The 26868-nt window shown below is 31.9% G+C and carries 25 protein-coding genes and 1 pseudogene; 2 read left to right on the top strand and 24 right to left on the bottom strand.

What is annotated here, in order from left to right; translation table 11 throughout:
* Positions 1–99: 99 nt before the first annotated feature.
* The 5 genes from gpmI to gap form a co-directional block, all read right to left on the bottom strand.
* Positions 100–1641, bottom strand: a complete 1542-nt coding sequence (gene gpmI / locus DWW96_RS03405) for a 2,3-bisphosphoglycerate-independent phosphoglycerate mutase (protein WP_022089291.1) — start codon at positions 1639–1641, stop codon at positions 100–102.
* A 22-nt stretch (positions 1642–1663) separates the two neighbouring features.
* Positions 1664–2977 carry a right-handed parallel beta-helix repeat-containing protein gene (locus DWW96_RS03400; protein ID WP_158562640.1) on the bottom strand — a complete coding sequence of 438 codons (1314 nt, stop codon included), beginning with the start codon at positions 2975–2977 and terminating at the stop codon, positions 1664–1666.
* Between the two features lie 169 nt (positions 2978–3146).
* Positions 3147–3899 carry a triose-phosphate isomerase gene (tpiA, locus tag DWW96_RS03395; RefSeq protein WP_117909085.1) on the bottom strand — a complete coding sequence of 251 codons (753 nt, stop codon included), beginning with the start codon at positions 3897–3899 and terminating at the stop codon, positions 3147–3149.
* An 89-nt stretch (positions 3900–3988) separates the two neighbouring features.
* Positions 3989–5185, bottom strand: coding sequence for a phosphoglycerate kinase (locus DWW96_RS03390; protein WP_117909084.1), 1197 nt, complete (start codon positions 5183–5185; stop codon positions 3989–3991).
* 203 nt (positions 5186–5388) lie between these two features.
* Positions 5389–6405: a type I glyceraldehyde-3-phosphate dehydrogenase gene (gene gap, locus DWW96_RS03385; RefSeq protein ID WP_022089287.1), complete on the bottom strand. Its 1017-nt coding sequence runs from the start codon at positions 6403–6405 to the stop codon at positions 5389–5391.
* A gap of 462 nt (positions 6406–6867) precedes the next feature.
* Here gap and DWW96_RS03380 point away from each other — a divergent pair, with 462 nt between their 5' ends.
* A complete protein-coding gene (locus DWW96_RS03380; protein WP_158562639.1) occupies positions 6868–7635 on the top strand; it encodes a histidinol-phosphatase HisJ family protein in 768 nt (255 codons plus the stop codon).
* A gap of 78 nt (positions 7636–7713) precedes the next feature.
* Here the strand turns inward: DWW96_RS03380 and DWW96_RS03375 are convergent, their stop codons facing one another.
* From DWW96_RS03375 to DWW96_RS03360, 4 genes are all read right to left on the bottom strand, one after another.
* Complete coding sequence (locus DWW96_RS03375) at positions 7714–8559, bottom strand: GDSL-type esterase/lipase family protein (RefSeq protein ID WP_117909080.1); 846 nt, start codon at positions 8557–8559, stop codon at positions 7714–7716.
* A gap of 67 nt (positions 8560–8626) precedes the next feature.
* The gene (locus tag DWW96_RS03370; protein WP_243003009.1) at positions 8627–9955 is read right to left on the bottom strand and encodes an MBOAT family O-acyltransferase; all 1329 of its coding nucleotides are present in this window, start codon (positions 9953–9955) and stop codon (positions 8627–8629) included.
* A gap of 104 nt (positions 9956–10059) precedes the next feature.
* Positions 10060–10794 (bottom strand): hypothetical protein, encoded by a 735-nt coding sequence (locus DWW96_RS03365; RefSeq protein WP_158574536.1) that lies wholly within the window; start codon positions 10792–10794, stop codon positions 10060–10062.
* A gap of 418 nt (positions 10795–11212) precedes the next feature.
* Positions 11213–12340: a cysteine desulfurase family protein gene (locus DWW96_RS03360; protein ID WP_117909076.1), complete on the bottom strand. Its 1128-nt coding sequence runs from the start codon at positions 12338–12340 to the stop codon at positions 11213–11215.
* Between the two features lie 107 nt (positions 12341–12447).
* On the opposite strand from DWW96_RS03360, the gene DWW96_RS03355 reads away from it, so the two are divergent.
* Entirely contained in the window at positions 12448–13968 is a 1521-nt protein-coding gene (locus DWW96_RS03355) for an oligosaccharide flippase family protein (RefSeq protein WP_158562638.1), read from the top strand.
* Here DWW96_RS03355 and DWW96_RS03350 read toward each other — a convergent pair.
* The 15 genes and pseudogenes from DWW96_RS03350 to DWW96_RS03285 form a co-directional block, all read right to left on the bottom strand.
* Positions 13949–15706 (bottom strand): ABC transporter ATP-binding protein, encoded by a 1758-nt coding sequence (locus tag DWW96_RS03350; RefSeq protein ID WP_117909072.1) that lies wholly within the window; start codon positions 15704–15706, stop codon positions 13949–13951. The two genes, DWW96_RS03355 and DWW96_RS03350, sit on opposite strands and share 20 nt — an antisense overlap.
* Position 15707: 1 nt before the next feature.
* Complete coding sequence (locus tag DWW96_RS03345; protein WP_117909070.1) at positions 15708–17435, bottom strand: ABC transporter ATP-binding protein; 1728 nt, start codon at positions 17433–17435, stop codon at positions 15708–15710.
* Between the two features lie 111 nt (positions 17436–17546).
* Positions 17547–18416: a DUF4097 family beta strand repeat-containing protein gene (locus DWW96_RS03340; protein ID WP_117909068.1), complete on the bottom strand. Its 870-nt coding sequence runs from the start codon at positions 18414–18416 to the stop codon at positions 17547–17549.
* Complete coding sequence (locus tag DWW96_RS03335) at positions 18413–19147, bottom strand: hypothetical protein (protein WP_022089277.1); 735 nt, start codon at positions 19145–19147, stop codon at positions 18413–18415. Before DWW96_RS03335 ends, DWW96_RS03340 begins: the two co-directional genes overlap by 4 nt.
* On the bottom strand, positions 19140–19478 hold the full coding sequence (locus tag DWW96_RS03330) for a PadR family transcriptional regulator (protein WP_117909066.1): 339 nt from the start codon (positions 19476–19478) through the stop codon (positions 19140–19142). Before DWW96_RS03330 ends, DWW96_RS03335 begins: the two co-directional genes overlap by 8 nt.
* Positions 19479–19787: 309 nt before the next feature.
* The gene (locus tag DWW96_RS03325) at positions 19788–20546 is read right to left on the bottom strand and encodes an amino acid ABC transporter ATP-binding protein (protein ID WP_117909064.1); all 759 of its coding nucleotides are present in this window, start codon (positions 20544–20546) and stop codon (positions 19788–19790) included.
* Between the two features lie 9 nt (positions 20547–20555).
* A complete protein-coding gene (locus DWW96_RS03320) occupies positions 20556–21206 on the bottom strand; it encodes an amino acid ABC transporter permease (RefSeq protein WP_117909502.1) in 651 nt (216 codons plus the stop codon).
* Positions 21207–21268: 62 nt separating this feature from the next.
* Positions 21269–22084, bottom strand: a complete 816-nt coding sequence (locus DWW96_RS03315; RefSeq protein WP_117909062.1) for an amino acid ABC transporter substrate-binding protein — start codon at positions 22082–22084, stop codon at positions 21269–21271.
* A gap of 1016 nt (positions 22085–23100) precedes the next feature.
* Complete coding sequence (locus tag DWW96_RS03310; RefSeq protein WP_117909060.1) at positions 23101–23331, bottom strand: hypothetical protein; 231 nt, start codon at positions 23329–23331, stop codon at positions 23101–23103.
* Positions 23331–23486 (bottom strand): hypothetical protein, encoded by a 156-nt coding sequence (locus DWW96_RS14195; RefSeq protein WP_199522674.1) that lies wholly within the window; start codon positions 23484–23486, stop codon positions 23331–23333. The genes DWW96_RS03310 and DWW96_RS14195 overlap by 1 nt, the downstream gene beginning before the upstream one ends.
* A pseudogene (locus tag DWW96_RS03305) lies at positions 23410–23948 on the bottom strand (transposase); the annotation flags it as partial. The pseudogene DWW96_RS03305 and the gene DWW96_RS14195, both read right to left, overlap by 77 nt.
* A gap of 163 nt (positions 23949–24111) precedes the next feature.
* On the bottom strand, positions 24112–24585 hold the full coding sequence (locus DWW96_RS03300; protein ID WP_117909057.1) for a hypothetical protein: 474 nt from the start codon (positions 24583–24585) through the stop codon (positions 24112–24114).
* A gap of 12 nt (positions 24586–24597) precedes the next feature.
* Positions 24598–25173, bottom strand: coding sequence for a hypothetical protein (locus tag DWW96_RS03295; protein WP_117909055.1), 576 nt, complete (start codon positions 25171–25173; stop codon positions 24598–24600).
* Positions 25174–25345: 172 nt separating this feature from the next.
* Positions 25346–25756, bottom strand: a complete 411-nt coding sequence (locus DWW96_RS03290; RefSeq protein ID WP_117909053.1) for a hypothetical protein — start codon at positions 25754–25756, stop codon at positions 25346–25348.
* Positions 25757–26083: 327 nt separating this feature from the next.
* Positions 26084–26683, bottom strand: a complete 600-nt coding sequence (locus DWW96_RS03285) for a hypothetical protein (RefSeq protein WP_117909051.1) — start codon at positions 26681–26683, stop codon at positions 26084–26086.
* Positions 26684–26868: the final 185 nt, after the last annotated feature.

Below are 26868 nucleotides of genomic sequence, written 5' to 3'. Positions count from 1 at the left end.
CTTTATACAAAAACAGGGAAACACTATTTTACTAGTGTTTCCCTGTTACTTATTTTTATTCAATTAAGTCAAAGAGTTCTACATTGACCTCTCTATTTATTATTTTACAAGTAATGATTTTCCTGTCATTTCTTTTGGCTGTTCCATTCCCATTAATTCGATTAATGTAGGAACGATGTCTGCTAAGCATCCACCTTCTCTTAATTTATACTTAGGATCAGCATTTACTAAGATAAATGGTACAGGATTTGTTGTGTGAGCTGTAAATGGTTCGCCTGTTTCATAATCAACTAACTGCTCAGCATTTCCGTGGTCAGCACAGATAAACATCTGTCCATCAACTTCCTTAATAGCTTCTACTGCTCTGCCTACACATTCATCTACTGCTTCAATAGCCTTAATAGCTGCTGATTCAACACCTGTGTGTCCTACCATGTCAGGATTTGCAAAGTTAATGATAATAACATCATATTTCTGTCCTTTAATTGCGTCTACAAGCTTATCACATACTTCATAAGCACTCATTTCAGGCTTAAGGTCATATGTTGCTACTTCTTTAGGTGAATTTACTAAAATTCTATCTTCTCCCTTATTTGGTTCTTCTACACCACCATTAAAGAAGAATGTAACATGAGCATATTTTTCTGTTTCAGCAATTCTAGCCTGAGTCATGTTATGTGCAGCTAAATATTCACCAAATGTATTTCTAATTTCAACTTTCTTAAATGCGATTAATTTGTTAGGAATTGTAACATCATATTCTGTAAAGCATACAAATACTAAATCTAATCTTTTTCCTCTATCAAATCCATCAAAATCATCTGCACAGAATGCTCTTGTAATCTGACGTGCTCTGTCTGGTCTGAAGTTACAGAAAATAACAGAATCTTTGTCATTTACTGTTGCTACAGGAGCATCATTTTCCATAATTACTGTAGGAATAACAAATTCATCTGTCTTATCTACTGCGTATGAATCTGCAACTGCCTGTACAGGGTCTGTAGCTTTATTTCCTTCTCCCTTTGTAATAGCATCATATGCCTTAACAACTCTATCCCAGTTATTATCTCTATCCATTGCATAGTAACGTCCTGAAATTGAAGCAATCTTTCCAACACCAATTTCAGCCATCTTATCTACTAATTCCTGAACATAATCTTTTCCTGATGCAGGAGGTGTATCTCTACCATCTAAGAATGCATGTACATATACCTTTTCAAGACCAAATTTCTTAGCCATTTCAATTGTTCCATAAATATGTGTATTATGGCTGTGTACACCACCGTCTGATAATAATCCAAAGATGTGTAATGCACTGTTGTTTTTCTTGCAATTTTCCATTGCCTTAACTAACTCTTCATTCTTAAAGAAATCTCCATCCTGAATTTCTTTTGTGATTCTTGTTAATTCCTGGTATACAATTCTTCCTGCACCCATATTTAAATGACCTACTTCAGAATTTCCCATCTGTCCGTCAGGAAGGCCTACTGCCATTCCACTTGCATAACCTTTTACAAAAGGATATTCTGCCATAAGCTTGTCCATTACAGGCTTTTTAGCTTCTGCAACAGCATTTGCTTTTGCATTTTCATTTAATCCATATCCGTCTAAAATCATTAAAACTGTTGGTTTTTTGCTCATTTTTCTCTCCTTAAATTAAACTTTATTTTTCTATTCCCCATGAAATTTCCTGCTTCTTCAAATTAATTGCCACTGCATTCTCACGGGTTCTTTCGCTATTTCCTCTGAAATACAAAATATCGTATCCTTTGAAAATAACATTCATATCATAACCACAGTTACTAACTGTGTTGGTTAACATTTCCTCAGTCTGTTCTTTTGTAATATTAGTCTTTACTTTTGAGTAGCTGCTTGCAGAGCCTACATTCTGCTGCACACAAAAATATATTGGATTTCTCTTAACATTAGAGAATGTATTATTTTTTACATGTATGCCTTCTATTCCGCCACCTGAAATAGCATGTGCTCCACTACTATAAGCTTTCTTACTCTTTAATCCAATTTTGTTAAAAGTATTATTTTCAATGGTTGCATTCTTCCAGTTAAGTATAAATACACCATTGTCAAAAATATTTTTAAATGTATTATTAGTTATTACTACATTTTCGTGATAAACATTTTCACCATTCTTCTGTGAATACTTATGTGTACCAACACCACGTGTAACTCCATCAAATACATTGTTTGTTATTGTTATATTTTTATTATCTGTTCTATCCTGTGCAACCCACACTGCATTAAGACCATGTGTTTCAGGGTCCGGAGTATCAAGATTAATAGCCTCTTTCATATAATTTTTAGCCCTTGTACTTGCTTTAGAACCTTTAAATGTACAATTTTCAATAACAACATTCTCTACACCTGTTATTTCAAGGAAATGTCCTCCATTCTGATTTTTAAATGTTATTCCTGAAACTTTTACATTTTTATTGTGGGATATTACAATTGTTCCTCCACCTTCAACAAAATTATTGTCAATTGTAGCATTCCCTTTACCTGTTATTGAAATGTTCTTTGCACCACTTACTTTTTTACATGACCCTTTTATCTTGCTTTTTGATGGTGGACATAATGAAAATACATTATTTGATGGTGGATATCCTGCTCCACCGGTTTGATATATATTTTTTAATACAACTCCATTCTTCAACACAACCTGAACATTTGATGGAATATATACAGAATTAGACATTTCGTATGTGCCTTTTTTTATAATAAATTTACCACCGCCTGCTTTTTCTAATTGCTTCATATAATAATTAAAAGCCACTGTATACTTCGTATATTTGTTATAATTAGAATACTTTTTTATTTCTGAAGGAATTGACTTTGTTGTCATTGTTATTGTTTTCTTAGCATATACATTCTTTGCCTGTATATGGGTTACTCCTGTTACACATAGCATAACTGCCAATGTAGACACTAATCTTATAATTATTTTATTTTTTTTCTTCATATTCATATTCCTAACGAATTTTTTGTCTGATATTAAACAAAAGAATTTTAATTTTAAAACTTACTCCTTAAATTTAATATCTGATAATAGTTAATTGTTATTAAATACTCAATCTGTTCTTCAATAAAGGGCTGATGCAATTTTGTTGCAACAACCCTTATTTAAAATCTTATTTATTATAGAAAACAATCTTTCCAAATTCTGCTTTAAGGCTTGCACCACCAACTAAACCACCATCTATGTCAGGTTTAGCAAGTAATTCTGCTGCATTTCCAGCATTCATTGAACCGCCATACTGAATTCTGATAGCTGCTGCTGTTGCATCATCATATACTTCTGCGATACATTCTCTGATTGCTGCACAAATTTCTTCTGCCTGATCAGATGTAGCTGTCTTACCTGTTCCAATAGCCCAGATTGGTTCGTAAGCGATAACTGCTTCCTTAGCCTGGTCTGCTGTTACATTTAAGAATGCGATCTTAATCTGCTGACGGATGAAATCAACTGCAACACCCTGTTCTCTCTGTTCAAGAGTTTCACCACAGCAAATAATAGGTGTAATACCATGTTCAAAAGCTTTTAATACTTTCTTATTTACTGTTGCATCTGTTTCTGCGAAATATTCTCTTCTTTCTGAATGTCCAATGATAACATACTTAACTCCAACATCTGTTAACATGTTAGGAGCTATTTCTCCTGTATATGCACCACTTTCTTCAAAATACATATTTTCAGCACCGATGTTGATGTTTGAACCCTTTGCTGCTTCCATAGCCGGTACTATTGAAATAGCTGGTACACAAAATACTACATCTACATCTTCATTAGCTACTAAAGGTTTTAATTCATTGATTAAAGCAACTGCCTCACTAGGAGTTTTGTTCATTTTCCAGTTACCTGCGATAATTTTCTTTCTCATAATTATATAATCTCCTCTATATTTAAGACATATCAGTTAAAAGCATATTAAGCCTTTAACTGCTGATGATGCCTTATATAATATTGTATATCCTACTTATCGTTTGCTGCTGCAACACCTGGTAATTCCTTACCTTCGAGGAATTCAAGAGAAGCTCCACCACCTGTTGAAATATGTGACATCTTATCACCAAATCCTAACTGGTTAGCTGCCGCTGCTGAATCACCACCACCGATGATTGTTGTAGCATCTTTAAGATCTGCCATAGCTTTAGCAATTGCAATTGTACCATTAGCAAAGTTAGGCATTTCGAAACATCCCATTGGTCCGTTCCATACAACTGTCTTAGCTCCTTTAATAGCATTAGCAAATAATTCTGCTGTCTTTGGTCCGATATCTAAACCTTCCATATCAGCTGGGATTTCTCCACGTCCTACAACCTTGAAGTTGCAGTCATTTGAGAAGTTATCTCCAACTACTGTATCGACAGGGATTAATAACTTAACACCCTTTTCTTCAGCTTTCTTCATCATGTTTACAGCATATTCTTTGTAATCTTCTTCAAGAAGTGATTTACCTACTTCTTCACCAAGACCAGCCATGAATGTGTATGCCATACCACCACCGATGATTAATGTATCAACCTTTTCAAGAAGGTTTTCAATAACTGAAATCTTTGATGAAACTTTTGCTCCACCAAGGATAGCTACGAATGGTCTTTCCGGATTGTTAACTGCGTTTCCAAGGAAATCGATTTCCTTCTGCATTAAGTATCCTACAACTGCTGTGTCAACAAATTTTGTTACACCAACGTTTGAACAATGTGCTCTGTGAGCTGTTCCGAACGCATCATTTACAAATACATCACAAAGTGAAGCTAATTCTTTGCTGAATTCTTCTCCGTTCTTTGTTTCTTCTGCACGATAACGTGTGTTTTCAAGAAGAATAACATCTCCGTCTTTCATTGCTTCAACTGCAGCCTTAGCATTTGGTCCTACTACTTCAGGATCTGCTGCGAATTTAACTTCCTGTCCTAATAATTCTGAAAGTCTTACTGCAACTGGTGCTAATGATAATTCCGGCTTTGGTTCTCCCTTTGGCTTTCCAAGATGTGAGCAAAGGATTACCTTTCCACCATCAGCTATTAATTTCTTTATTGTTGGCAAAGCTGCTACTAAACGGTTTTCGTCTGTGATTTTTCCATCCTGTAATGGTACGTTGAAGTCACAACGAACTAACACTCTCTGTCCTTTTACATTGATATCATCTACTGATTTCTTATTAAGCATTATATGTGCTCCTTTCATTTAAGCGCGTCATGCGCGTAGTCTCATAAATCCCGGAATCAGTATAAACTTTATTCCAAGATTATATGCGCCCATGAAATGTACATCCATATAGATGTGACATTCATATTATCAGCGCAATATAAAAGGGTCCGGTCCAATTAAGACCGGACCCTTATGGATCTTATTTAAAGATTTCTTATTTATTATGCTAATTCTGAGAAGTATTTGATTGTTCTAACCATCTGGCTTGTGTATGAGTTTTCATTGTCATACCATGAAACAACCTGTACTTCATAAGTATCATCATCAACCTTTGATACCATTGTCTGTGTAGCATCAAATAATGAACCATATCTCATTCCAACGATATCGCTTGATACGATTTCGTCTTCATTGTATCCGTAAGATTCGTTTGAAGCTGCCTTCATAGCTGCATTGATACCTTCAACTGTGATATCTTTTCCTTTAACTACAGCTGTAAGAACTGTTGTAGAACCTGTTGGAACTGGAACTCTCTGTGCAGAACCGATTAATTTTCCGTTTAATTCTGGAATAACTAATCCGATAGCTTTAGCAGCACCTGTTGAGTTAGGTACGATATTAACTGCTGCAGCTCTTGATCTTCTTAAATCACCTTTTCTCTGTGGTCCGTCAAGAGTCATCTGGTCACCTGTGTAAGCATGAATTGTTAACATGATACCACTCTGGATTGGAGCGTACTTGTTAAGTGCATCAGCCATAGGTGCTAAGCAGTTTGTTGTACATGAAGCAGCTGAAATGATTGTATCATCTGCCTTTAATGTTTCGTGGTTTGTATTGTAAACGATTGTTGGAAGATCGTTTCCAGCTGGAGCTGAAATAACAACCTTACGAGCACCAGCATCGATATGAGCCTGTGCTTTAGCCTTAGATGTATAGAAACCTGTACATTCTAATACTACGTCTACTTTTAATTCGCCCCAAGGACACTTTGAAGCATCAGCTTCTGCGTAAATCTTGATTTCTTTTCCATCAACGATGATTGAATCATCTGTAGCTGAAACTGTTTCAGCCTTGTCATATTTACCCTGTGATGAATCATACTTTAATAAGTGAGCTAACATCTTAGGACTTGTTAAGTCATTGATAGCTACTACTTCATAACCTTCTGCTCCAAACATCTGTCTGAAAGCAAGACGTCCGATACGTCCAAAACCGTTAATTGCAACTTTAACTGACATTTAATTGTCCTCCTATTAAATAAGATATATTTTGTTAATTAATATTAACCTATTGATTATTCTACATAAATACTTTCCAAATATCAAGAAGTTTTTTGCATTTTTCTCATATTTTGTTAATTTTTTGACAAATAAAACGTTTTTACTTTTATCTTCTCATTAATATAGTAATTTTCAGCAAAATTTGTTATATTCTACTCATAATTTTTTTCTTTGCTAATTTGTAATTATTTCAGATTCAGGTATAAATATATATAACAAACGATAGGAAGTTTTTCGCAATTTTGCGAGCATAGTGTAAATAAAAAAGTAATGTTTGAGCCTTTAGGCGAGTTTTACTTTTTTATTTATTATAAACGGCGCAGCAAAATAAGAAAAACAACGTGTTTGGAATATATATTTATACCTGAATCTGAAACATTAACAAGTTGCAATACATATTACATAAGGAGAATATACGTTATGTTATCTGATTTTCATGTACATTCTAAATTTTCTGCTGATTCAGATGAGAATTTGGAAAATATAATAAACAAAGCCATAAGTTTAAATATGAAAGATATTTGCATCACTGACCACCAGGACTGGTTCTGGCCTGTTCCGGGTGAATCATTTGATATAGATACCGATTCATATTTTAATGAATTAAACATATTAAAAGATAAATACTCTTCAAAAATCAATCTTCATATTGGAGTTGAGCTTGGCATTACATGCGACAACTACAAAAAAAATGCTGATTTTTTACAATCATATCCATTTGAATATGTCATTGGCTCCTGTCATATTGTAGACAACATGGACCCATATTATTCTGAATTTTGGGAAAATCGTAATGAAGCTGATGCTTTCAGGACTTATTTTTCAACTTTACTTGATGCATTAAAATTGTTTAATTCATTCAATACATTAGGCCATTTAGACTACATAGTCAGATATGCGCCAAATAAAGATAAAAACTATAATTGTAGTGATTATTTCAACATTGTCGAACAGATATTTAAAGAAATAATTCATAAAAATATTGCTTTAGAAATTAATACCGGTGCACTTGCAAAAGGAATGGATTTTGTAAATCCCCACTTTGATATGCTTTCATTTTATAAAGATCTTGGTGGAAAACTTGTGGCTGTAGGCTCCGATGCCCATGTTGCTGATAATATAGGATATGGTTTTGACAAAGCCGCACAACTTATAGAACATTTTAATTTTAAAAATATTAATGAATAACTAAAAAAACTACAAAACTTCATTTAACAATCTGAAGTTTTGTAGTTTTTTCATTTTTATTATAAAGATTAATTTATCCTATTTTACTATTCCATGTTCAAGGAAAAACTGTTTCCATCTTGGCACACATGAAGGCATAAGATGAACTCCATCACTTGTGTATTTAGGGTCAAGAGCCCCTGTATCTTTTTTATCAAACACTTCGTTTTCATCAAGCCATATTATGTCGTATCCGTTTGTAAGTTCCTTAAGTTTCTTATTTCTTTTATCTATTTCCTTATTTTTTATATAAGTTTCTTCTTTGTCTTTCTTTTTTGTCACATGCATAATACTTTGAATAAATATTATTGCATCAGGCTGTTTTTCTCTAATAGTATTTATTACTTTACCATATTGCTCAGCAAATGTATCTGCTGTTCCTGTTCCAATTTCATTTATTCCAAGCATTATATAAATTTTTTCAAATTTATTTTTTTCAAGGGCTTTTTTTACAGTTATTTTTTTCTTTCCTGATTTAACGATTTTTTCATCTAAAATCTTCCATACGGACACACCCTGTTCTGCGTAAAATACTGTTTTATCCCAATTTGCATACAAAGATATTGTCTGTGTTCTTGAATCTCCTATAAATAAGGCTCCATCCAAATATGATTCATCTACAGTTACAAAATCACGATGCTGTTTTTCCTCTGTAACGGCTTCTGTCTGAGTTTCTCCCGATTCATCCGTAACTATCCGGATTTCTCCGGTATCACTTTGGATTACTTTTTTTCCTTTATTCTCTTTACTTTCCTGTTCCGCTATCTTTTTAGTTTCGTTGTATTTTATTATGTCTTTTGTTCCCAGAAATATTCCAAAAATCACAACAGATACAACCATCACAATCAAGAATCCATATTTATCAAATATAGCCTTTTTATCCATCTGTTTTCTCCTGTTAAAATATAAATATTAACTTAAACCTTAATCCGCTAAGAGGTTATTATCATTTTTAAAATCTAAAGTACAAAAACGGATTGCTTGCCGCTGTACTCATTCTATACACACATACCCAGAATATTATAATCAAAATTACTGACGCTACTTTTGTTCTTCTATATTTTTCAAATATCTTCATTGGAATACTTAAACTAAAGATAACTGCAAATACAAAGAATATTCCGTAATGTTTTATCGCATCAACATAATCTAATTTGTTTACAAATTCTGTGCTTACATGTGAAATCATTGGGAATAATTTTGCAAAATATAATTTTATGTCTCCCATTTTATCAAGTGCAAATATCATCCAGCTCATCGGAATTATAAATATTATATATAAATGTCCAAGTGCAGGATATTTATCTAATATATTTTTTAATCCAAGCTTTTCTATTGTCAATAATACAAAGAACAACAATCCCCAACATACGAAATTCCAGCTTGCTCCATGCCACAATCCCGTAAGTCCCCATACCACAAACATATTAAATATTGTTCTTGCAAATCCTTTTCTATTACCACCAAGCGGAATATAAACATAATCTCTAAACCAGCTTCCAAGAGTAATATGCCATCTTCTCCAAAATTCAGTAACGGATGTTGATATATATGGATTGTTAAAGTTTCTTGGAATTTTAAATCCCAACATTTTTCCAAGACCTATTGCCATAAGTGAATATCCATAAAAATCAAAGTAAATCTGGAATGTATATGCAAACATCGCAATCCATGCCATTGGAGTTGATATGCTTGCAATTCCGTAAGTCTTGATTGACTCCCAGCACATTCCCATTATATTTGCCAAAAGCATTTTTGATGCAAGACCCATAATAAAAATTCTTATTCCATCCTGCAATAAAAGTAATGATACTTTTCTTTTTCTTATCTGTTTAGCAATGTCCTTATATACAACAATCGGTCCTGCGATAAGTTGCGGAAACATACAAAGATAAACTCCTAAGTTAATATAGTTCTTTTCTGCTTTTGTTTTCTTTGTATAAACATCAATAACATAAGATGCTATCTGGAATGTGTAAAAACTAATTCCAAGTGGTAATGTAAGACTTGTTTCTATTCCCGTAAAAAAAGTAAAATATTTAAACACAAATAAAAACAGGAAGTTATATACTAAAGCTACGATTAATGTTATTTTGTCATAATTATTTTTTTCTTCTCCATTATGTTCAAGTATCTGATTATCATATTGAAATTTTCTGATAAAAATAGCTGCAAAATAATTTACTGTCAGCGATAATAAAATTAATGGAACATATTTCATTTCACCGACTGCATAAAATATTAAGCTTGCGATAAATAAACATATATTTTTAAACTTCATTGGTACTAAAAAATATATCAATATCACTATCGGTAAAAAATAAAATATAAACTGATTACTGCAAAATAACATCTCTTCCTCCGCCTGTGTCATACACAATTATTTTATAACTGTGACTTTATATAATTATAAATATTTTCGTAAGTTTCTTCTGTATAATGAAGTCCATCCTGAGTTTCAAATCCGATGGCATTCAAATAACTGTTTGTGTCTATTACAATGACATTTTCATCTAATCTGTCTATGATTTCCTGATTAAAATAATCTATGTCATCATTCTTAATGTGATAACCACTATATGTCTCCTGTTCTTCATCTACAGGATTTACAAGCATATAATAAATCTGACAATCAAATGTCTGTGACATTTCATTTATTTTATCTACGTATTTGTCGATGTTTACTAAGTCATTAACTCCTAATCCTATAATTAATGCTGTATTATCATCAATCTCATACTTTATATTATTCATCTGGTTTATCAAATAGTCGTATCCTTCACCAACTTCACAAATAAACACATCTTCATCTGTCGCATTTGCTTTTTCCATTCCCTTATATCTGGAATCTCCTACAAACAAATATTTTCCATATTCTCTTTTTGTTCTTGTAGTTTCATTTTCACTATCATGTCTGTTTGCTTTTCTATACTTACTTTTGTAAGTTTGTGCCTCAGGTACATTTTCATGTATATTATCTGCTAATGATTTAATCATTTTAGATTCAAGCCCAAATCCTGCTCCTTCTACACAAATAATAATAGCTGCTATGATAGCAATCATTATCGTGCCTAAAACTATACTTGTCCTATTGTTTTTCTTATTATTCATCATTTTCATATTATCTTTCCTCTTACTAACCAGCATTATTGTAATCTGCCTTTTCTTTAAGTAATGTTATTTAAGGCCAATAATTTTCGTAATAGCCATAGCCATTCTATCATATAAACAACAAAAAACAACAGATTTTGACAAAGTTAATCTTTATTTAATAAATTTCGGACTTATGTAATATTTAGGTAACAAAGTTATTACATTTTTCTCTGTTTCATTATATTTATTTGATATTTTATGATATAGTTTTACTGTTTTATTTCATAGTTTTACTGTTTTATTTCATAATTTTACTGTTTTATTTCATAATTTTACTGTTGAAATTCAAAGATTATTGAATACATATAAAAACATCCCCACAAACTTATTTTATAACAATGATGTTTATGCGGATGCTTTTACTTTTATATAATTCATTAGTTTTCTACTGTTCTCTTTGCAGTTTTATTAACTTTTTCATTATTTCTACTGTCCTGTCAATTTCATCTCTTGTATTTTCATGTGATATAGTTATTCTTACTGTTCCATAAGCATACTCTTTCTGAACATTTATAGCCATAATAACCTGCGACGGTTTTCCTCCTGCCGCCGCACAGGCCGAGCCTGCTGAAATACAAATGCCTTCATTTCCCATATCTTCAACCAATTTAGCAGCGTTTATATTTTTAAAACTAAAATTTGCGTTTCCGGGAAGCCTTTTAAATTTATGTCCGTTAAGTTTTACATCATCAATTTCATTCATAACACGATTTATGAGATAATTACGCAAATACTGTTCTTTTTGCATTCTATAACTCATGTTCTTAATCGACTGAATTGCTGCCTGCTCCATTCCAGCAATTCCTGCTACATTTTCAGTTCCTGAACGCTTTCCATTTTCCTGTCCCCCACCCCATATAAGTGGTTCAAAATCATCTATATTTCTTACATAGAGAAACCCAACACCTTTAGGTCCGTTAAATTTGTGTGCACTTACGCTCATCAAGTCAATATTCATCCTTGCAACATTTATCGGAACATGCCCAAATGCCTGTACGGCATCTGTATGAAAAGTTATTCCATATGCTCTTGCTAAACGCCCTATCTTTGCTATCGGTTCTATTGTTCCTATTTCATTATTTGCAAACATGACCGATATAAGCCTTGTATTTTCCTTTATAGATTTTTCTAATTCATCAATATTTATTTCTCCATCCGGATTTACATTTAGGTAGGTTACTTCTGCACCTTTTTTTCTAGCGTATTCACAGGTATTTAATATTGCATGATGTTCAATTTTTGTTGTAATAATATGCGAATTTTCAATATCCTTTATTTTAAGCACAGCACTATTATCTGATTCAGTTCCTCCTGATGTAAATATGATATTTTCAGGATTTGCATTAATCATTCCTGCCATCCTTATTCTTGCTCTTTCGACGATACTTCCTGCCCTATCTCCAAAAGGATAATTTGCAGATGGATTTCCATACTCATCTTCTAAAAGCGGAACCATCGCTTCTTTTGCTTCTTTACATACTGCCGTAGTTGCAGCGTTATCTAAATATATCAAAATTTCACCCTCTCATTAATCATTTTTAAGTACTTTGCATCATATTATGAACTAATAAATTTTCTGCTTTATTTTTCTTTATAGTAAAAAGCAGAATGGAGAATTTTATGTCAAAACAGACTACTATTATTTTAGGAACCATTATGCTTACATTTTCCGGGATTGCAAGCAGAGTTATTGGTTTCTTATATAGAATATTCTTATCTAACTTAATTGGTGCTAAAGGGCTTGGCCTTTTTCAAATGATTTTTCCCGTACTTGCTTTCTTTATTTCTTTTTCATGCGGTGGAATACAAACTGCTGTATCAAGATTTGTTGCTGAAAGTAAAGATTTAAAAAAGAGTTATTCAATATTTACGGCAAGTATTATCATGTCTGAATTTCTTGCTGTTATCGCCTCGTTTATTATGTATTTTTTTTCTAATGTTTTGGCTTCTTTTTTAGGCGAACCAAATTGTGCCATACTTTTAAAATATGCTTCCTATACTATACCTATGACTGTACTACATGCATGTACCGTGGGTTTTTATCTTGGTTTAAAAAAGCCTCTTATCCCATCAATAGCTCAGGTTTTAGAACAGGTATTCAAATTGGCTTCCTTGTTTATTTTTTATGTTATTTTTACATCTAAAGGGTATGCCCTAACACCTAAAGTTGCTGTCTTTTCTCTTATTTTATCTGAAATTGCAGGAACCGTTTACTGCATATTGGTTGTCTCAAATTATGGAATTTCATTCTTTTCAAAAGATAATTTTTCAAATATTTTTTCAAAAATGAAAATGCTCTTTAACGTTTCGTATATCCTTACGCTTAACAGAATTTTACTGACTTTCTTTCAAAGTGCGGAAGCTATACTAATTCCGTTTATGCTTGTTAAATACGGCCTAAGTTCTAATTCAGCTATTACCTTATATGGAATTCTTGCAGGAATAACTTTGCCTGTAATTACATTTCCATCAGCTATTAGCAATTCTATTGCAATGATGATTATGCCTACAATTGCTGACGCAAATGTTTCAGGGAACAAAGAAAAAATAAAAATTACAACAAATTTCACAATATGGTTTTCTTTAGTTACAGGTATTTTTTGTATTGGCTTTTTTATTTTTTTCGGAGATTTTATTGGGAAAGATATATTTGGTCATGCAAGTGCCGGTTCTTATATTAAAACACTTTCATGGTTATGTCCTTTAATGTACATGTCCATATCTTTTGGCTCTATTTTGCATGGTCTTGGAAAAACTACTGCTGCGTTTATTCATAATATGGCCGCCATAATTATAAGATTATTATTTTTACTTCTACTTGTTCCTTTTTATGGAATAAAAGCTTATTTCTGGGGAATGCTCTTAAGCGAATTGATAACTGTTTCACTTCATTTACGCTATATTTCTAAAGAAGTTGCTGTTAATTTTTCTCCTGTTGCAAACATAATAAAACCTGTCATCTGGCTAACCTTAAGCCTGACAACAGGTTATATTTTTATACATATTTTTAGTGGTTCATCAACTTCCCACTCTTTAATTTTTAATTATGGCTCGCAATTTTTGTGTGCAATAATTATTAGCCTTATATTTTTTTCATTTGCCTATAAACAATGGCAAAAGTTTAAGAATTTACTGAACTAAACTGATTGTTGTAAAGTTCATAATAAAATCCTTTATTTGCAAGCAGCTGATTATGATTTCCCTGCTCTATAATCTTTCCATCATTCATGACAAGTATTGTATCTGCTTCTTTGATAGTTGAAAGTCTATGCGCAACAATAAAAGTTGTTCTTCCTTTCATCATCTTAGCAAATGCTTTCTGGATTCGTATTTCCGTTCTTGTATCAATAGATGATGTAGCTTCATCTAAAATAAGCATTGGTGGAAGGCAAAGCATAACTCTTGCTATACACAGTAACTGTTTCTGTCCCTGTGAAAGATTTCCGCCATCATCACCAATTACAGTATCATATCCATTTGGAAGTCTCTTTATAAAGCTATGCGCATGAGATAACTTGGCTGCTTCTATTACTTCTTCTAATGTTGCATCCTCTTTTCCCATTGCTATATTATCTCTTATCGTACCATTCTTAAGCCATGTTTCCTGTAGCACCATTCCATAAGATTTTCTAAGACTTTTTCTTGTTATATCTTTTATATTATGGCTATCCATCGTGATTTTTCCACTGTTAACGTCGTAGAATCTCATTAAAAGATTAATTATAGTTGTCTTTCCACATCCTGTCGGTCCTACAATGGCAATCATTTTACCCGGTTCGACACATAAATTTAAATCTTCAATTAATTTCTTATCAGGTGTATATGAGAAATTAACATGGTCTAATTCAACACTTCCTGATACATTTTCAATATCTATTGCATCTTTATTTTCAATTTCCGCTTCTTCTTCAAGAAGGGCAAATACTCTTCCCGCACAGGCAATCGCATTTTGAAGTTCCGTAACAACGCCTGAAATTTCATTAAATGGTTTAGTATATTGATTTGCATAACTTAAAATACATTGTAAATTACCTACTGTAATTCCTCCTGTTATTGCAATAATACCACCTGAAATTGCTACTCCTGCATATACAAGACTGTTAACAAATCTTGTTGACGGATTTGTAATTGATGAGAAAAATGTACCCTTTAAATAATATTTTCTTAAATCCTCATTAATTTCATCAAACTGTTCTACAACTTCATCTTCTCTTCCAAAAGCCCTTACAATTTTTCCGTTTCCAATTATTTCATCAATCAGTGCCGTCTGCTTAGCTCTTGTTTCTGACTGTTTCTTAAACATTGAATAAGTTCTTGTTGCAATAAATTTAGCTACAAATAAAGAAACAGGTGTTACTAAAACTACAACCAATGTAATTTTAATGCTTATTGTAAGCATGAATACCAATGTTAATACAATTGTAACCATTCCTGTAAATAACTGTGAAAATCCCATAAGCAATCCATCTGCTAACTGATCTACATCTGTGATTATTTTACTTACTGTTTCTCCATTAGAATGACTATCAATATATTTAAGTGGCAATTTCTGTAAGTGTTCAAATGTCTCTTCTCTAATATCTCTTACTACATTATAAGTAATTTTATTATTACAGTTATTCATTATCCACTGTGCAAATGCAGCTATTAAAGTAAACGCGGCTATTTTAACAGCTATAAGTCCAATCTCTGTAAAGTCTACCTTTCCCCTACCTAAAATAAGGTCTGTAGCATTTCCTAACTGAATTGGTACATACAATGAAAGAGCAACATACACTAGTGCAAAAAATAGTGAACCGCCAAGTAAATACCAATATTTTTTTATATGCTTTATTACTTTTTCCAAAGCCTGCTTTTGAGTCAATGTCTTTTCTTTCATCTTACATTTCCTCCTTTTCCGGCTTTTTAAATTGTGATTCATATATTTCCTTATATACCTCACAATTTTCTAATAATTCCTTATGGGTTCCAATTCCCATAACATTTCCATCATCAAGCACAACAATCTGATCTGCATCCATAATTGATGCTGTTCTTTGAGATACGATAAATACTGTCATATCTTTTAGCTTTGCTATCTCTTTTCTCAAATTAGCGTCAGTTGTATAATCAAGTGCTGATGAACTGTCATCTAATATAAGAATTTCCGGCTTTCTTACTAAAGCCCTTGCAATTGTAAGTCTCTGTCTCTGTCCACCTGAGAAATTTCGTCCATTTTGTTCTACAACAGAATCTATTCCATTTTCTTTCTGCATAACAAAATCATAGCTTTGTGCCTGCTTTAACGCTTCCATCAAATCATTTTCTGTTGCACTCTCATTTCCCCATAAAAGATTACTTCTAATTGTTCCTTTAAATAAAACTGCTTTTTGTGGAACAATTCCTATTTTATTTCTAAGACCTTCTTCAGTGTATTCCTTAACATTTGTTCCATTTACTAAGACTTCACCCTTAGTTGCATCATAAAATCTTGGAATCATATTTATAAGAGACGTTTTACCTGAGCCTGTTCCGCCTATTACACCTATAGTCTGTCCTTTTAGAACCTTTAAATTAAGTCCTTCTATTGTATTTTCACTAGAACCTGCATACATAAGTGAAACATCTTTAAATTCGACTTCAATTTCTTTATTCTTTCCTTCTGTTTCATTTCCAAATTTCATTGAAGATTCAACTTTCATAACATCTTCAATTCTATTTGCACAGGCAAACGCTTTCGTCAGATTAATAATAAGATTTGCAAGTTTTATCAATTCTATTAAAATCTGTGACATATAATTGATAAGTGCTACAACCATTCCCTGTGTAAGATATCCGGCATCTACTCTTATTCCCCCTACATAAATAATTCCAATCATGGCAAAATTTACTACCACGAATGTGAGTGGATTCATAACTGCGGATATTTTTCCAACAAAAATCTGAAATTTATTTAATGCATCATTACTTTCATTGTAACTATCAATTTCATTCTGTTCTTTATTAAATGCTCTGATTACTCTTGTTCCGGATAGATTTTCCCTTGTTTCAGATAAAATTTTATCCAAACCATTCTGAACTTTTTTATACATTGGGATTGTTGCAAGCATAATTCCAAATACAATTACTGCAAGAATGGGAATCGCTACAACAAATACAAGTGCTGCCTTAACATCTACCGTAAATGCCATAATTGTTGCGCCAAACACAATAAACGGAGACCTTAGGAACAATCTTAAAAACATATTAACCTGAGACTGAACCTGATTCAAATCACTTGTCAATCTTGTAATAAGTGTAGATGAGCCTAATCTGTCAATCTCATCATAGGAAAATGTCTGAATGTGTTTAAACAATGCATGTCTTACTTCTGTTCCAAATCCTGCCGCTGCCTTTGCTGCGAAATACTGTGCCGTTAAAGAGCATGTAAGTCCAATTATAGCAAGTAAAAGTAAAGCTCCTCCCATTTTCAGAACATAAATATTATCCCCTTTAGCAATACCATTATCTATTATTTTCGCCACTACTAAAGGCACAAATAATTCAAACGATGCTTCTAACATCTTAAAGAGGGGAGCAAACACTGATTCTTTCTTATAATTCTTTAAATACTTTAATAAACTTTTCATTTAAATTTCTCCCATTTTTTAAATGCTATTCTTATTATGTAAAAATATTATGGCAGGTATACTTATTTGCACACCTGCCATAGCATTTTATCACATTATAGTAGAAAAATGTTAATCAATTTCAACGCTTCCCATATCACATTCTATACTTATCATCTTTTCTGCACCATTATCTTTATTTCCATCACTTGAAAAATCAGATTTGTCGATACAATTTTCAACATACAAATCAGCCATATTTATATCCCACTGATAATTATATGCACTAGTTCCATCATTCAATGTCATTTCTGCATTTCCCATAGAGCAGACAATCTTTGCCGCACCATTTATCACTCCTTCTATATCTAAATCTCCCATAGATATATCTGTATTCATCGTATCTGTTGATAAGTTGTCAATTGATAATTCTCCCATATTCACAGTAATGTCTGTAGATGCTGATTGCAGGCTATCAATTGATGTACTTCCTGCATCATTATTAATTGTTGCATATACAGCTGATATATTTTCAATATCTGCTTCTCCTGCTGAAAGACTATAATTAAAATTGCTATATGATTTTCCTCTTGGCAAGTAAACTGTTACATCTCGTTCACCTTTTTTCCATTTTTTCTTGTATTGTATTAAAACATTTAGTGAATCTCCTTCATTTAAATAATAAACTTCCATTATATCTGCATCATAAGAAAATCCTATCTGTTCTTTGTTCCATTCTTCAATATCATATGACGCTGTTGATAAATCAAGTCTTAAATTATTAACTGATAACATGTCAATTGTATCACTGTTGTTTTGTAATTTTGTCATTCCTGTAGTATCGTTCTTTTCTATCTTAACCTTAGCCTTCGCAAAAGTTTTCCCTATCTCTTCTTTAACAATATTACTTCCACCTTTCGAGATTCCAGCCACTATACACACGATTCCTAGTACAACAATAATAGCACCAACAACTGCCGTAATTTTTATTAATTTTTTCATACATTAAACTCCTTTCTGCCTGTTATTTTATGAATTAATTCTGCAACCTGTTTAAATAACCATGGCAAAAATTTAATACAAAACAACGCTTCCGGTATTACTAACAATATTGCTACACCAAATAAAATTAATCCTATTCCCATAAGCAATACTGATGTTGCAAATCCATACCCTGAAACTATTGCAACTACAATCAATGATATTCCTGCTACTCCTAACCCAATTATAGTTCCGCCAAGACCAAAAACAATTCCTATAATAACTCCTAATATTCCACTCCATATTGGAAATGTAACTGCCGCAATTATGATAGCAACAATTATTTTAATTGCTCTTTCATCATTTTTCTTATTGTATTGTCCTGCATTATTATATTCATATTGTGCTGTATTTTGAGAATTATTATATGAATACTGTCCTGCATTTTGACTATTATTATAGCTATTGCCAGTATTTTGCTTTGTATTGTATGAACCACTTGTATTATCTCTATTATAAGTTCCACCTATATTAATATTTTCACTGGTTATATTCTCTCCGCTATTAATGCTTTTCTTTAATCTCATCGCTATCTGTTCAGGTGTTCCTACACTTTCAGGTACAACCATATCTTCCGTGATTCCTGCATCATCAAAATATTCTTTATAATAACTTAAAGCATCATATCTATCATTAAAAGAAACATCTGATAACATTCTTTCTAACGTTTCCATAAAAACTTTTCTAGTCATTTTCATTACCTCCTGATTTTTCATTTTCAAATAAATCCGTTATCTTTTTAGAATAATTACCCCATTCAGTTACATACATATTAAGCTGGCTTCTTCCTGTATCAGTAATTTTATAATATCTTCTATTTCTTCCATCTATGGCTTTATCATACAATTCAAAATAACCTTCTTTTTGTAATCGTCTAAGCACCGGATACAACGTTGATTCAGATACGCTAAGAACACTTCTAACATCCTGGGTTATCTTATATCCATAAGTTCCATCCTTTTCCTTCGATACAACGGCTAATACTATTGCATCCAATAAAGCAGCTCCTGTATTAAATATCATAGATACTCCTCCATATTATTTCTTTTTTTATATTATATGTCGTATAGTATTGTATGTCAACTACATATTATGTGATACAAAATAACCAGGAATAAAATTTTTCAGTTTTTTTCCAAAAAATGCAATCATTTGTTAAATGTATTATAACTAAAAACTCGCAACTCTAATTTAATGTAATTATATAATTCACAGTTTCTATAACAATAATAAAAGCGTAGCTGTTGTTCCAACCTACAATTGTCAGATTTATGTCTAACCTTTTTAGATTTGGTACAAACCACTACGCTATAATTTCTTTATTTATTAAATTTACAAATTTCTATATTTACCAAGGAACTCTTTTGTTCTCTGATTTTCTGATGCAAATACCTCACTCGGTGTTCCATCTTCTACTATAACACCATGTTCCATAAATATAATTCTGTTTGAAACTTCCTTTGCAAATGACATTTCATGTGTAACTATAACCATTGTCATATGTTCATCTGCTAATTCTTTTATGACTTTAAGAATTTCCTGTGTTAACTCAGGATCAAGGGCTGATGTTGGTTCATCAAAAAACAAAATATCCGGTTTCATTGCAAGTGCTCTTACAATAGAAACTCTTTGCTGCTGACCACCTGATAACTGACATGGATAAGAATCTTTCTTATCTGCTATACCCATTTTTTCAAGCAATTCCATCGCAGTCTTTTCAACTTCTGACCTATCTCTTTTTTGTACATGAATTGGTGCATCAATAACATTTTTCCATACTGAATAATGTGGAAAAAGATTGAAATTCTGAAATACAAGCCCAAATGAATCTCTGATTTTCTTTAATTCATTTTTCTTTGCATACATTACTTTGCCATTCTGTGTATCAGCCATCACATCATTATTATATGTTATTTTTCCACCATCAATTTTTTCTAAATTAACTGCACATCTTAATAATGTTGACTTTCCTGAACCTGACGGTCCAATGATAGACAATACTTCACCTTTATTAACTGAAAGGGAAATGTCTTTTAACACTTCTAAATCACCAAAGTGTTTTTGAATATTATTCATTTCTAAAACGCTCATATTCCCCTCCTATTTGTAATAATTTAATTTCTTTTCTGCAAAGTTCATTACCCATGCAACTACACTATTAAAAATAAAATAGAACACACCTGCAATAATAAATGGTGTAAAGCTTGTATTAGATGATGCAATCTGCTTTGCTACTGTAAACATTTCCAAATAAGCAATTGAGAATGCAAGTGAAGTATCCTTTACAAGACATATTACTTCATTTGTAATTGATGGAAGAATTCTTTTAATAACCTGCGGTAAAATTATTTTAAAGAATGTCTGTGCCTTATTATATCCAAGTAATCTTGCTGCCTCATATTGTCCAACAGGCATTGATTCAATACCTGAACGATATATTTCTGCAAAATAAGCTGCATAATTTAAGGCAAATGCAACTATTATGGCAATAAATCTGTAACTTCTTGGTATACGAATATGAAGTAAATAATTAGGTCCAAAATAAATTGCCATTACCTGCAACATCAATGGAGTTCCTCTCATTATTGCTATGTACACTGTTACTATATATCTTATTATTCTGTTTTTTGCCATTCTGCCAAATGCAATAACCAAACCAAGCGGTAATGAAAACAGAAGGGTTAGAAAAAATATTTTTAATGTTTCTACCATACCTTCTGACATCTTAGATATCATCATATCCAATGGCATTTTTGCTGCTAACAACATCATTCCTGTTTGTAAAGTCATTATTTCCTCCAGATTATCTTAGATTATTCTCCTAAGCAAATCATATCATCAATTCCATATTTTTCAGCAAGTTTTGTTACTGTTCCGTCTTCATACAACTTCTTAATATCTGCATTCACCTTATCTCTAAGTTCAGTATTGCCTTTCTTAAATCCAATTGCATACTGTTCAGAATTCAATTTCTCATCAAGGATTTCATATCCATCATCTCTTGATTCAATCTGATACTTAGCAACACCTATATCCATTGCAACTGCATCTACTGTTCCTGCCTGTAATTCAGCAAATGCTGTATTGTAATCTGCATATTCCTGTAAATCTGCAAATGTCTTAGCTAAATCTTCCTGATCCCCACCTTCTTTTAATAAACCAAGTGCTGCACTTCCTGCCTGAACACCTACATATTTATCTTTAAGGTCAGCTAACTTCTTAATTCCTGAATCTTTAGCAACAATCATAACCTGTTCATTATTTACATATGGGTCTGACCATGTATAATCATCTTCTCTTCCATTCATTGTAAATCCATTCCAAATACAATCAATGTTTCCATTATTTAACTCTAAGTCCTTTGAATCCCAGTCGATAGGAGTCTTTACAAGTTCCCATCCTTCAATATCACATACAGCCTGTGCAAGTTCAATGTCAAATCCTGTATATTCACCATTGTCATCCATATATCCATAAGGTGGATATTCAGCGTCAAATCCTACTGTAAAAGTTGTTTTTCCACTATCACTCTTGCTACCATTATCTTTACTTCCATTATCCTTGCTTCCACATGCAGTCATTGAAAATACCATTGCACATGATAAAGCTAATGCTACTAATTTTCTCATAATTTCCTCCTAAATTAAAGATGTTTTCTTTCATTTATTGTTTTACTACTTTATCAAACTAAAGTGTACCACGTAATGCTATCAAATTGCAGGGAAAAAGTCAACTTATTTATTTGAATACATAATTCAAGTTAAATAATAATTTTCTTTAAAAAATCCATATTATCATCAATAATATATTCATCATTCAGTTTATTCTTTAGAAGATTGATTGCTATGAGCAATTCTTTAAAAAAATTTTTTCTTTTTAGTATCCTTAAATCCAATATATTTGAATTCTTTTCCATCATCCAAATACAAACTGTCATATATTTTTTTGAATATTGATAAATTTAGTTTCAATATCACTATCTCCTATTAAATATGGTGATAAATCATACCCCATATCTGCCCAATCTGCATTAGCAGTCGTTGCATCTTTAATATTTATTATTTTGTATCCATCAAGTGTTATTTTATTTCCAAGTTCATCACTTAATTTAACATAATCAATTGTCTTACTACCACTCTGGTCTCACTTAATCCACCCTCAACAATCTTCTTTACTTCATCCGCACCTTTTCCTTCCTTAAATAAATCGAATGCTTCGTCTCCGTAACTGTTTATAAGGTTTACTGCCTTTTTGGCTTCTGCAGGTTCAAGGTTGTCGATTATCTTTGCAAGGTCGTCTCCATACTTCCCTGCAAGGTTCAGACCATCCTGTCCGAATTTCTGCAGTATGGCTGCCGTTCTTTGATGGTATCTAAATCTACTTCCCTAACACGCTGATATAAACGCACCCTTTCGCAACATTTTTTCTTGTTGCTAGGCGTGCGTTTATATCAGCATATTGGAACTAAATATTCTATCTTGATTTTTCAATATCCTTTCTTATACCAAGCTCGGCAAAATTTTGCTAGTATCTATTAATTAACATCATGGATTCTTAATTGCTTCTGGGCAACTATGATGATTAATTAATAGACATGCATGAGTTATAGGTTGTTGGGAATCCGAAAGTACAACCATAATCAAAATTATTTAGTTGCATATCTTTTTACTTTACACAAAAAATATTCACAAGCTTCCGTTTCTGTTTCAAATATTTTTAGTCCACTTTTCTTTCCTCGTTCGCTATAATAAACCTGCCATTTATCATCCTTTACAATACATAGTTTTTCATTAGGTAATCCACCCGTCATTATAGAATACAAATCACTTGATATTCCCAAATGCAATAATTCACGTTCTAATTCTATTATTGTCACTACTTAATCCTCCTTAATATGTCTGCATCTAGTAATTCATCTACTGTGTCAGATAATAAATATTGTATGCCACCACCTCCCATCATAGCAGACAAGTGGATGGTAACCATTGCTTTGATAATGGAAGTTAAATGCTCGACCTTACTGTCTGTCATATGCATCAAGAAGGGTGTAGTCCAAATCCAGAATAACAGCCTGTGGCATCTGGATACTGTAAATTTTTTTGCGAAGTGCTCTGCCAATCACGAGAAACCAGTTTAAGGTATCTTCATCCATACGGTTAAAGAATCTTGATACCGTAGGCTGTGATGCAAGGGCATCTTTTTCAAGTACAGACTTGAATACAGGATCATTGGTAAGTTCATCAGAATCATCATCTTCAAAATAACCGGCAATTATCATATCTATCATCTGGAGCATGTTTTCCTATTCTGTATGATATCTGAATAATGCAGAATCATTTGTCTTGAAAGTTTTTCTTAAAGCTTATTAAAACTAAGTTTGCTTACGAATTTCTTAATAAGAAGTAAGCCTGCATCGGAGGAGAGATCTCCTCCATAAAAATTTATTTTAATTTGTCTATTGCTTTCTAATGACAAGGTGTTTACAATAATCATAAAGGGCTCTTTGGGGTTATTTTTTAAGTATAGACACCATAATTTTACCACAAATGGATGCTCTTTTTTCATTCACTTGATAGGTGAAATGCGATATTCAGTTAAAATATAGCAACTATATGGCTTTCAGCCACTTTCACGGCTATGCCATGAATAATCTAGGTTAAATTATACATATTCCATATTTTTTTTCATAATACTTATTAAAATTCATAATATTATTCCAAGGATTACTCTTCTTCATTCCATTCTCAAATTCAACTGATTCTCGCAGTTTATTTTCCTCTTTATGAATCTTCTCCTGTAATTTTTTTGATACATCCTCTTTATCAATTAGAAAAGTTGCTTTTCCTTTTTCTTCTTGAAAAATACATGAATCAAAATATAACACAGCAATATAAACATCACTCGCATTCCCCTTGATTAAGTCATTAAGGGCATTATTGAATATTTTTTCAATATCTCTAATATTACCGTTTTGCTTGTAAAAGCAATTTATAAGCACAGAATTTACGTCTGTTGGAAATATATCTGATGTAAATTCGGAAACAACTACTTCATATTCTCCCTCTCCGCGTAATAATTTTACTACCTCATCTTTCTCTATTGCATTACTTATCAACTCTTTATATTCCATCCTTATTCTCCTTTAATCAACATCAATCCTTGTTATAGTTGTATCTTTAAGAGGTATTGTATTTGTTATAGCCTCTGGAACTCCTCCAGAAGTCTTTCCTCCTGGAATCCAATGAATATTTGCTCCCGTTTCATTTCCACTCGGAATACGTATATTCAACTCAGGAGTATTAGGAGCATCAATTCTGATTAAACCACCACCATCACTAAAATATCCCTCTGGAAAGCCCAATTCTTTTTCTATAATTGATATGTTTCCATTTGCTCTCTCTATTACATCATCACAATAATTCTTTGGCATAACAAATAAACTATTATCGTCTGGTACACCAACAAAACCATTAATTTCAGAATATCGCTTATATGCCCATTCTGTTTGAATAACAGATACTCCATCATTAAATTGAGCTAAATGTGCCTCAATATACTCTTGACTTAAATAGCTAGAAGGGTCTGGTCTACTACCTTTAGGTGTATTTACAATTTTCTCTATTTGTGATTGCGTTAGTCCAGAATCTAAACCACTCTCGCTTAATCCACCCTCAACAACCTTCTTTACCTCATCAAAGCTCTTCCCTTCCTTAAACATTTCCAGTGCTTCATCACCATAACTGTTTATAAGGCTTACTGCTTTTTTAGCTTCTGTCGGTTCCAGATTGTCAATTATTCTCGTCTTTACAACAAACGCATTCTAAAACGAATATTTTCCTTTCGAATGCGCTTGTCGTAATTACTTAATTTACCTTAAATTGCTCTTATTATTACAATTTTAAATTTTCCTTTACTATTTTAATCTCTGCTTCATTTTTGTTTATCCATTTTTGATATACATACTTTTCAATACACTTCATTCCTAATCTTTTCCACTCCCTGCAATCACCTCCCGTAGCTTCTATAGATAACTTATCTTCTGTTTTCTCAACAACTTGAAATTCAAAGCCTTTATAAAATGCCATTGTCCTTATTATGAAATATTCAGTTATTTCAGGGCTATTTACAAATTTCATACATACTATTTTATCTTCAATATATTTAATATTAAACGGTTTACACGGTTCAAAACCATTTTTTACATCCTCTATGTCTGTTGAACGTAACACTATTTTTCCTTTTTCAATTTTCCCTGCCGAATATTCTTTTCCTAAATAAATTGCAAATTCTCCATCTTTCATCAATATAGCCACCTCACTCTTTCTTTATTTAACTGGTATAAATTTATTATCTGCCTTACTATATATAGCCTTAAGTATTTCAGTTCCGTCTCTTTTTATCTCGAATAATTTAGCACCACCCTCAATATTCAATCGTCCTTCACATATGAATTCCGGTATTATCTCTCCATTTTCTGCCTTTGTAAACCCATTTCCAGTAAAAGGCGGATCTACAGTTACTGTTTATAAGGCTTCCTTCTTTAGCTTCTGTCGGCTCCAGATTGCTGATTATTCTTGCAAGGTCACCTCCATACTTTTAAAATAATACGCAGTTATAGTTTTTATAATTTATAAAATATACACTTTAGCAATTTTATGAAATTCAATATCACTTTTAAAATTTGCTTTTATTTTTTCATAAAACAACTTTATATTTCTTAATTGCTCACAATAATTGTAAAAAACAATATATCCGCTTATTTTTGATACATTTTTTACTATATATTTGCCTCCAAATTTTACATCTATATTTTCATTGTTGTTTAAAATTGAGATTTTTTTAATGTCCTCAATTCCTATAGAATAGATATCGTCACTAAACCATAATCTAATACTGCATATTACTTCATCAAATTTATTTTTTTCTGCATAATTGCAAATATATTTTCTTTTTGATTCATCCATAGGATCATATGCTTTTTTGTATAAAACCGCCGCATATATTATTGCGGTCTCTATATCCGCTTCAATCACTAATTTTTTCTCATCTCTATGTACATCCAAAACATCATATTTATTATTAACATTTGCTTTTTTTATTTCAATATGATCTTCCGGATATATTTGCTTGCAATTATATAATATAATTTTATCTCTTATATTTTTTATAACACATTCTTTATCATTTAATAATGATTCAAACTCATTATTCAATCTCAATTCTTCCATCCTTAACACTCTCCGTATATTCTCATCTTTACAACAAACGCATTCCAAAACAAATATTTTCATTTCGAATGCGCTTGTCATAATTACTTAATTTATCTTAAATTGCTCTTATTATTACAATTTAAAATTTTTCTTTACTATTTTAATCTCTGCTTCATTTTTGTTTATCCATTTCTGATATACAT

The organism is Eubacterium sp. AF17-7 (assembly GCF_003461285.1).
Classification (GTDB): Bacteria; Bacillota; Clostridia; order Lachnospirales; family Lachnospiraceae; genus Eubacterium_U; species Eubacterium_U album.
Note: the sequence above shows the minus strand (reverse complement) of the source record. Positions and strands in the feature narration are given on the sequence as shown.

Coding starts and splice junctions, on each gene's coding strand:
- gpmI (WP_022089291.1), bottom strand. CDS start 1,641: ATGAGCAAAAAACCAACAGTTTTAATGATTTTAGACGGATATGGATTA.
- DWW96_RS03400 (WP_158562640.1), bottom strand. CDS start 2,977: ATGAAGAAAAAAAATAAAATAATTATAAGATTAGTGTCTACATTGGCA.
- DWW96_RS03390 (WP_117909084.1), bottom strand. CDS start 5,185: ATGCTTAATAAGAAATCAGTAGATGATATCAATGTAAAAGGACAGAGA.
- gap (WP_022089287.1), bottom strand. CDS start 6,405: ATGTCAGTTAAAGTTGCAATTAACGGTTTTGGACGTATCGGACGTCTT.
- DWW96_RS03380 (WP_158562639.1), top strand. CDS start 6,868: ATGTTATCTGATTTTCATGTACATTCTAAATTTTCTGCTGATTCAGAT.
- DWW96_RS03375 (WP_117909080.1), bottom strand. CDS start 8,559: ATGGATAAAAAGGCTATATTTGATAAATATGGATTCTTGATTGTGATG.
- DWW96_RS03370 (WP_243003009.1), bottom strand. CDS start 9,955: ATGAAGTTTAAAAATATATGTTTATTTATCGCAAGCTTAATATTTTAT.
- DWW96_RS03365 (WP_158574536.1), bottom strand. CDS start 10,794: ATGAAAATGATGAATAATAAGAAAAACAATAGGACAAGTATAGTTTTA.
- DWW96_RS03355 (WP_158562638.1), top strand. CDS start 12,448: ATGTCAAAACAGACTACTATTATTTTAGGAACCATTATGCTTACATTT.
- DWW96_RS03350 (WP_117909072.1), bottom strand. CDS start 15,706: ATGAAAGAAAAGACATTGACTCAAAAGCAGGCTTTGGAAAAAGTAATA.
- DWW96_RS03345 (WP_117909070.1), bottom strand. CDS start 17,435: ATGAAAAGTTTATTAAAGTATTTAAAGAATTATAAGAAAGAATCAGTG.
- DWW96_RS03340 (WP_117909068.1), bottom strand. CDS start 18,416: ATGAAAAAATTAATAAAAATTACGGCAGTTGTTGGTGCTATTATTGTT.
- DWW96_RS03335 (WP_022089277.1), bottom strand. CDS start 19,147: ATGACTAGAAAAGTTTTTATGGAAACGTTAGAAAGAATGTTATCAGAT.
- DWW96_RS03330 (WP_117909066.1), bottom strand. CDS start 19,478: ATGATATTTAATACAGGAGCTGCTTTATTGGATGCAATAGTATTAGCC.
- DWW96_RS03325 (WP_117909064.1), bottom strand. CDS start 20,546: ATGAGCGTTTTAGAAATGAATAATATTCAAAAACACTTTGGTGATTTA.
- DWW96_RS03320 (WP_117909502.1), bottom strand. CDS start 21,206: ATGCCATTGGATATGATGATATCTAAGATGTCAGAAGGTATGGTAGAA.
- DWW96_RS03315 (WP_117909062.1), bottom strand. CDS start 22,084: ATGAGAAAATTAGTAGCATTAGCTTTATCATGTGCAATGGTATTTTCA.
- DWW96_RS14195 (WP_199522674.1), bottom strand. CDS start 23,486: ATGACAGACAGTAAGGTCGAGCATTTAACTTCCATTATCAAAGCAATG.
- DWW96_RS03300 (WP_117909057.1), bottom strand. CDS start 24,585: ATGGAATATAAAGAGTTGATAAGTAATGCAATAGAGAAAGATGAGGTA.
- DWW96_RS03295 (WP_117909055.1), bottom strand. CDS start 25,173: ATGTTTAAGGAAGGGAAGAGCTTTGATGAGGTAAAGAAGGTTGTTGAG.
- DWW96_RS03290 (WP_117909053.1), bottom strand. CDS start 25,756: ATGAAAGATGGAGAATTTGCAATTTATTTAGGAAAAGAATATTCGGCA.
- DWW96_RS03285 (WP_117909051.1), bottom strand. CDS start 26,683: ATGGAAGAATTGAGATTGAATAATGAGTTTGAATCATTATTAAATGAT.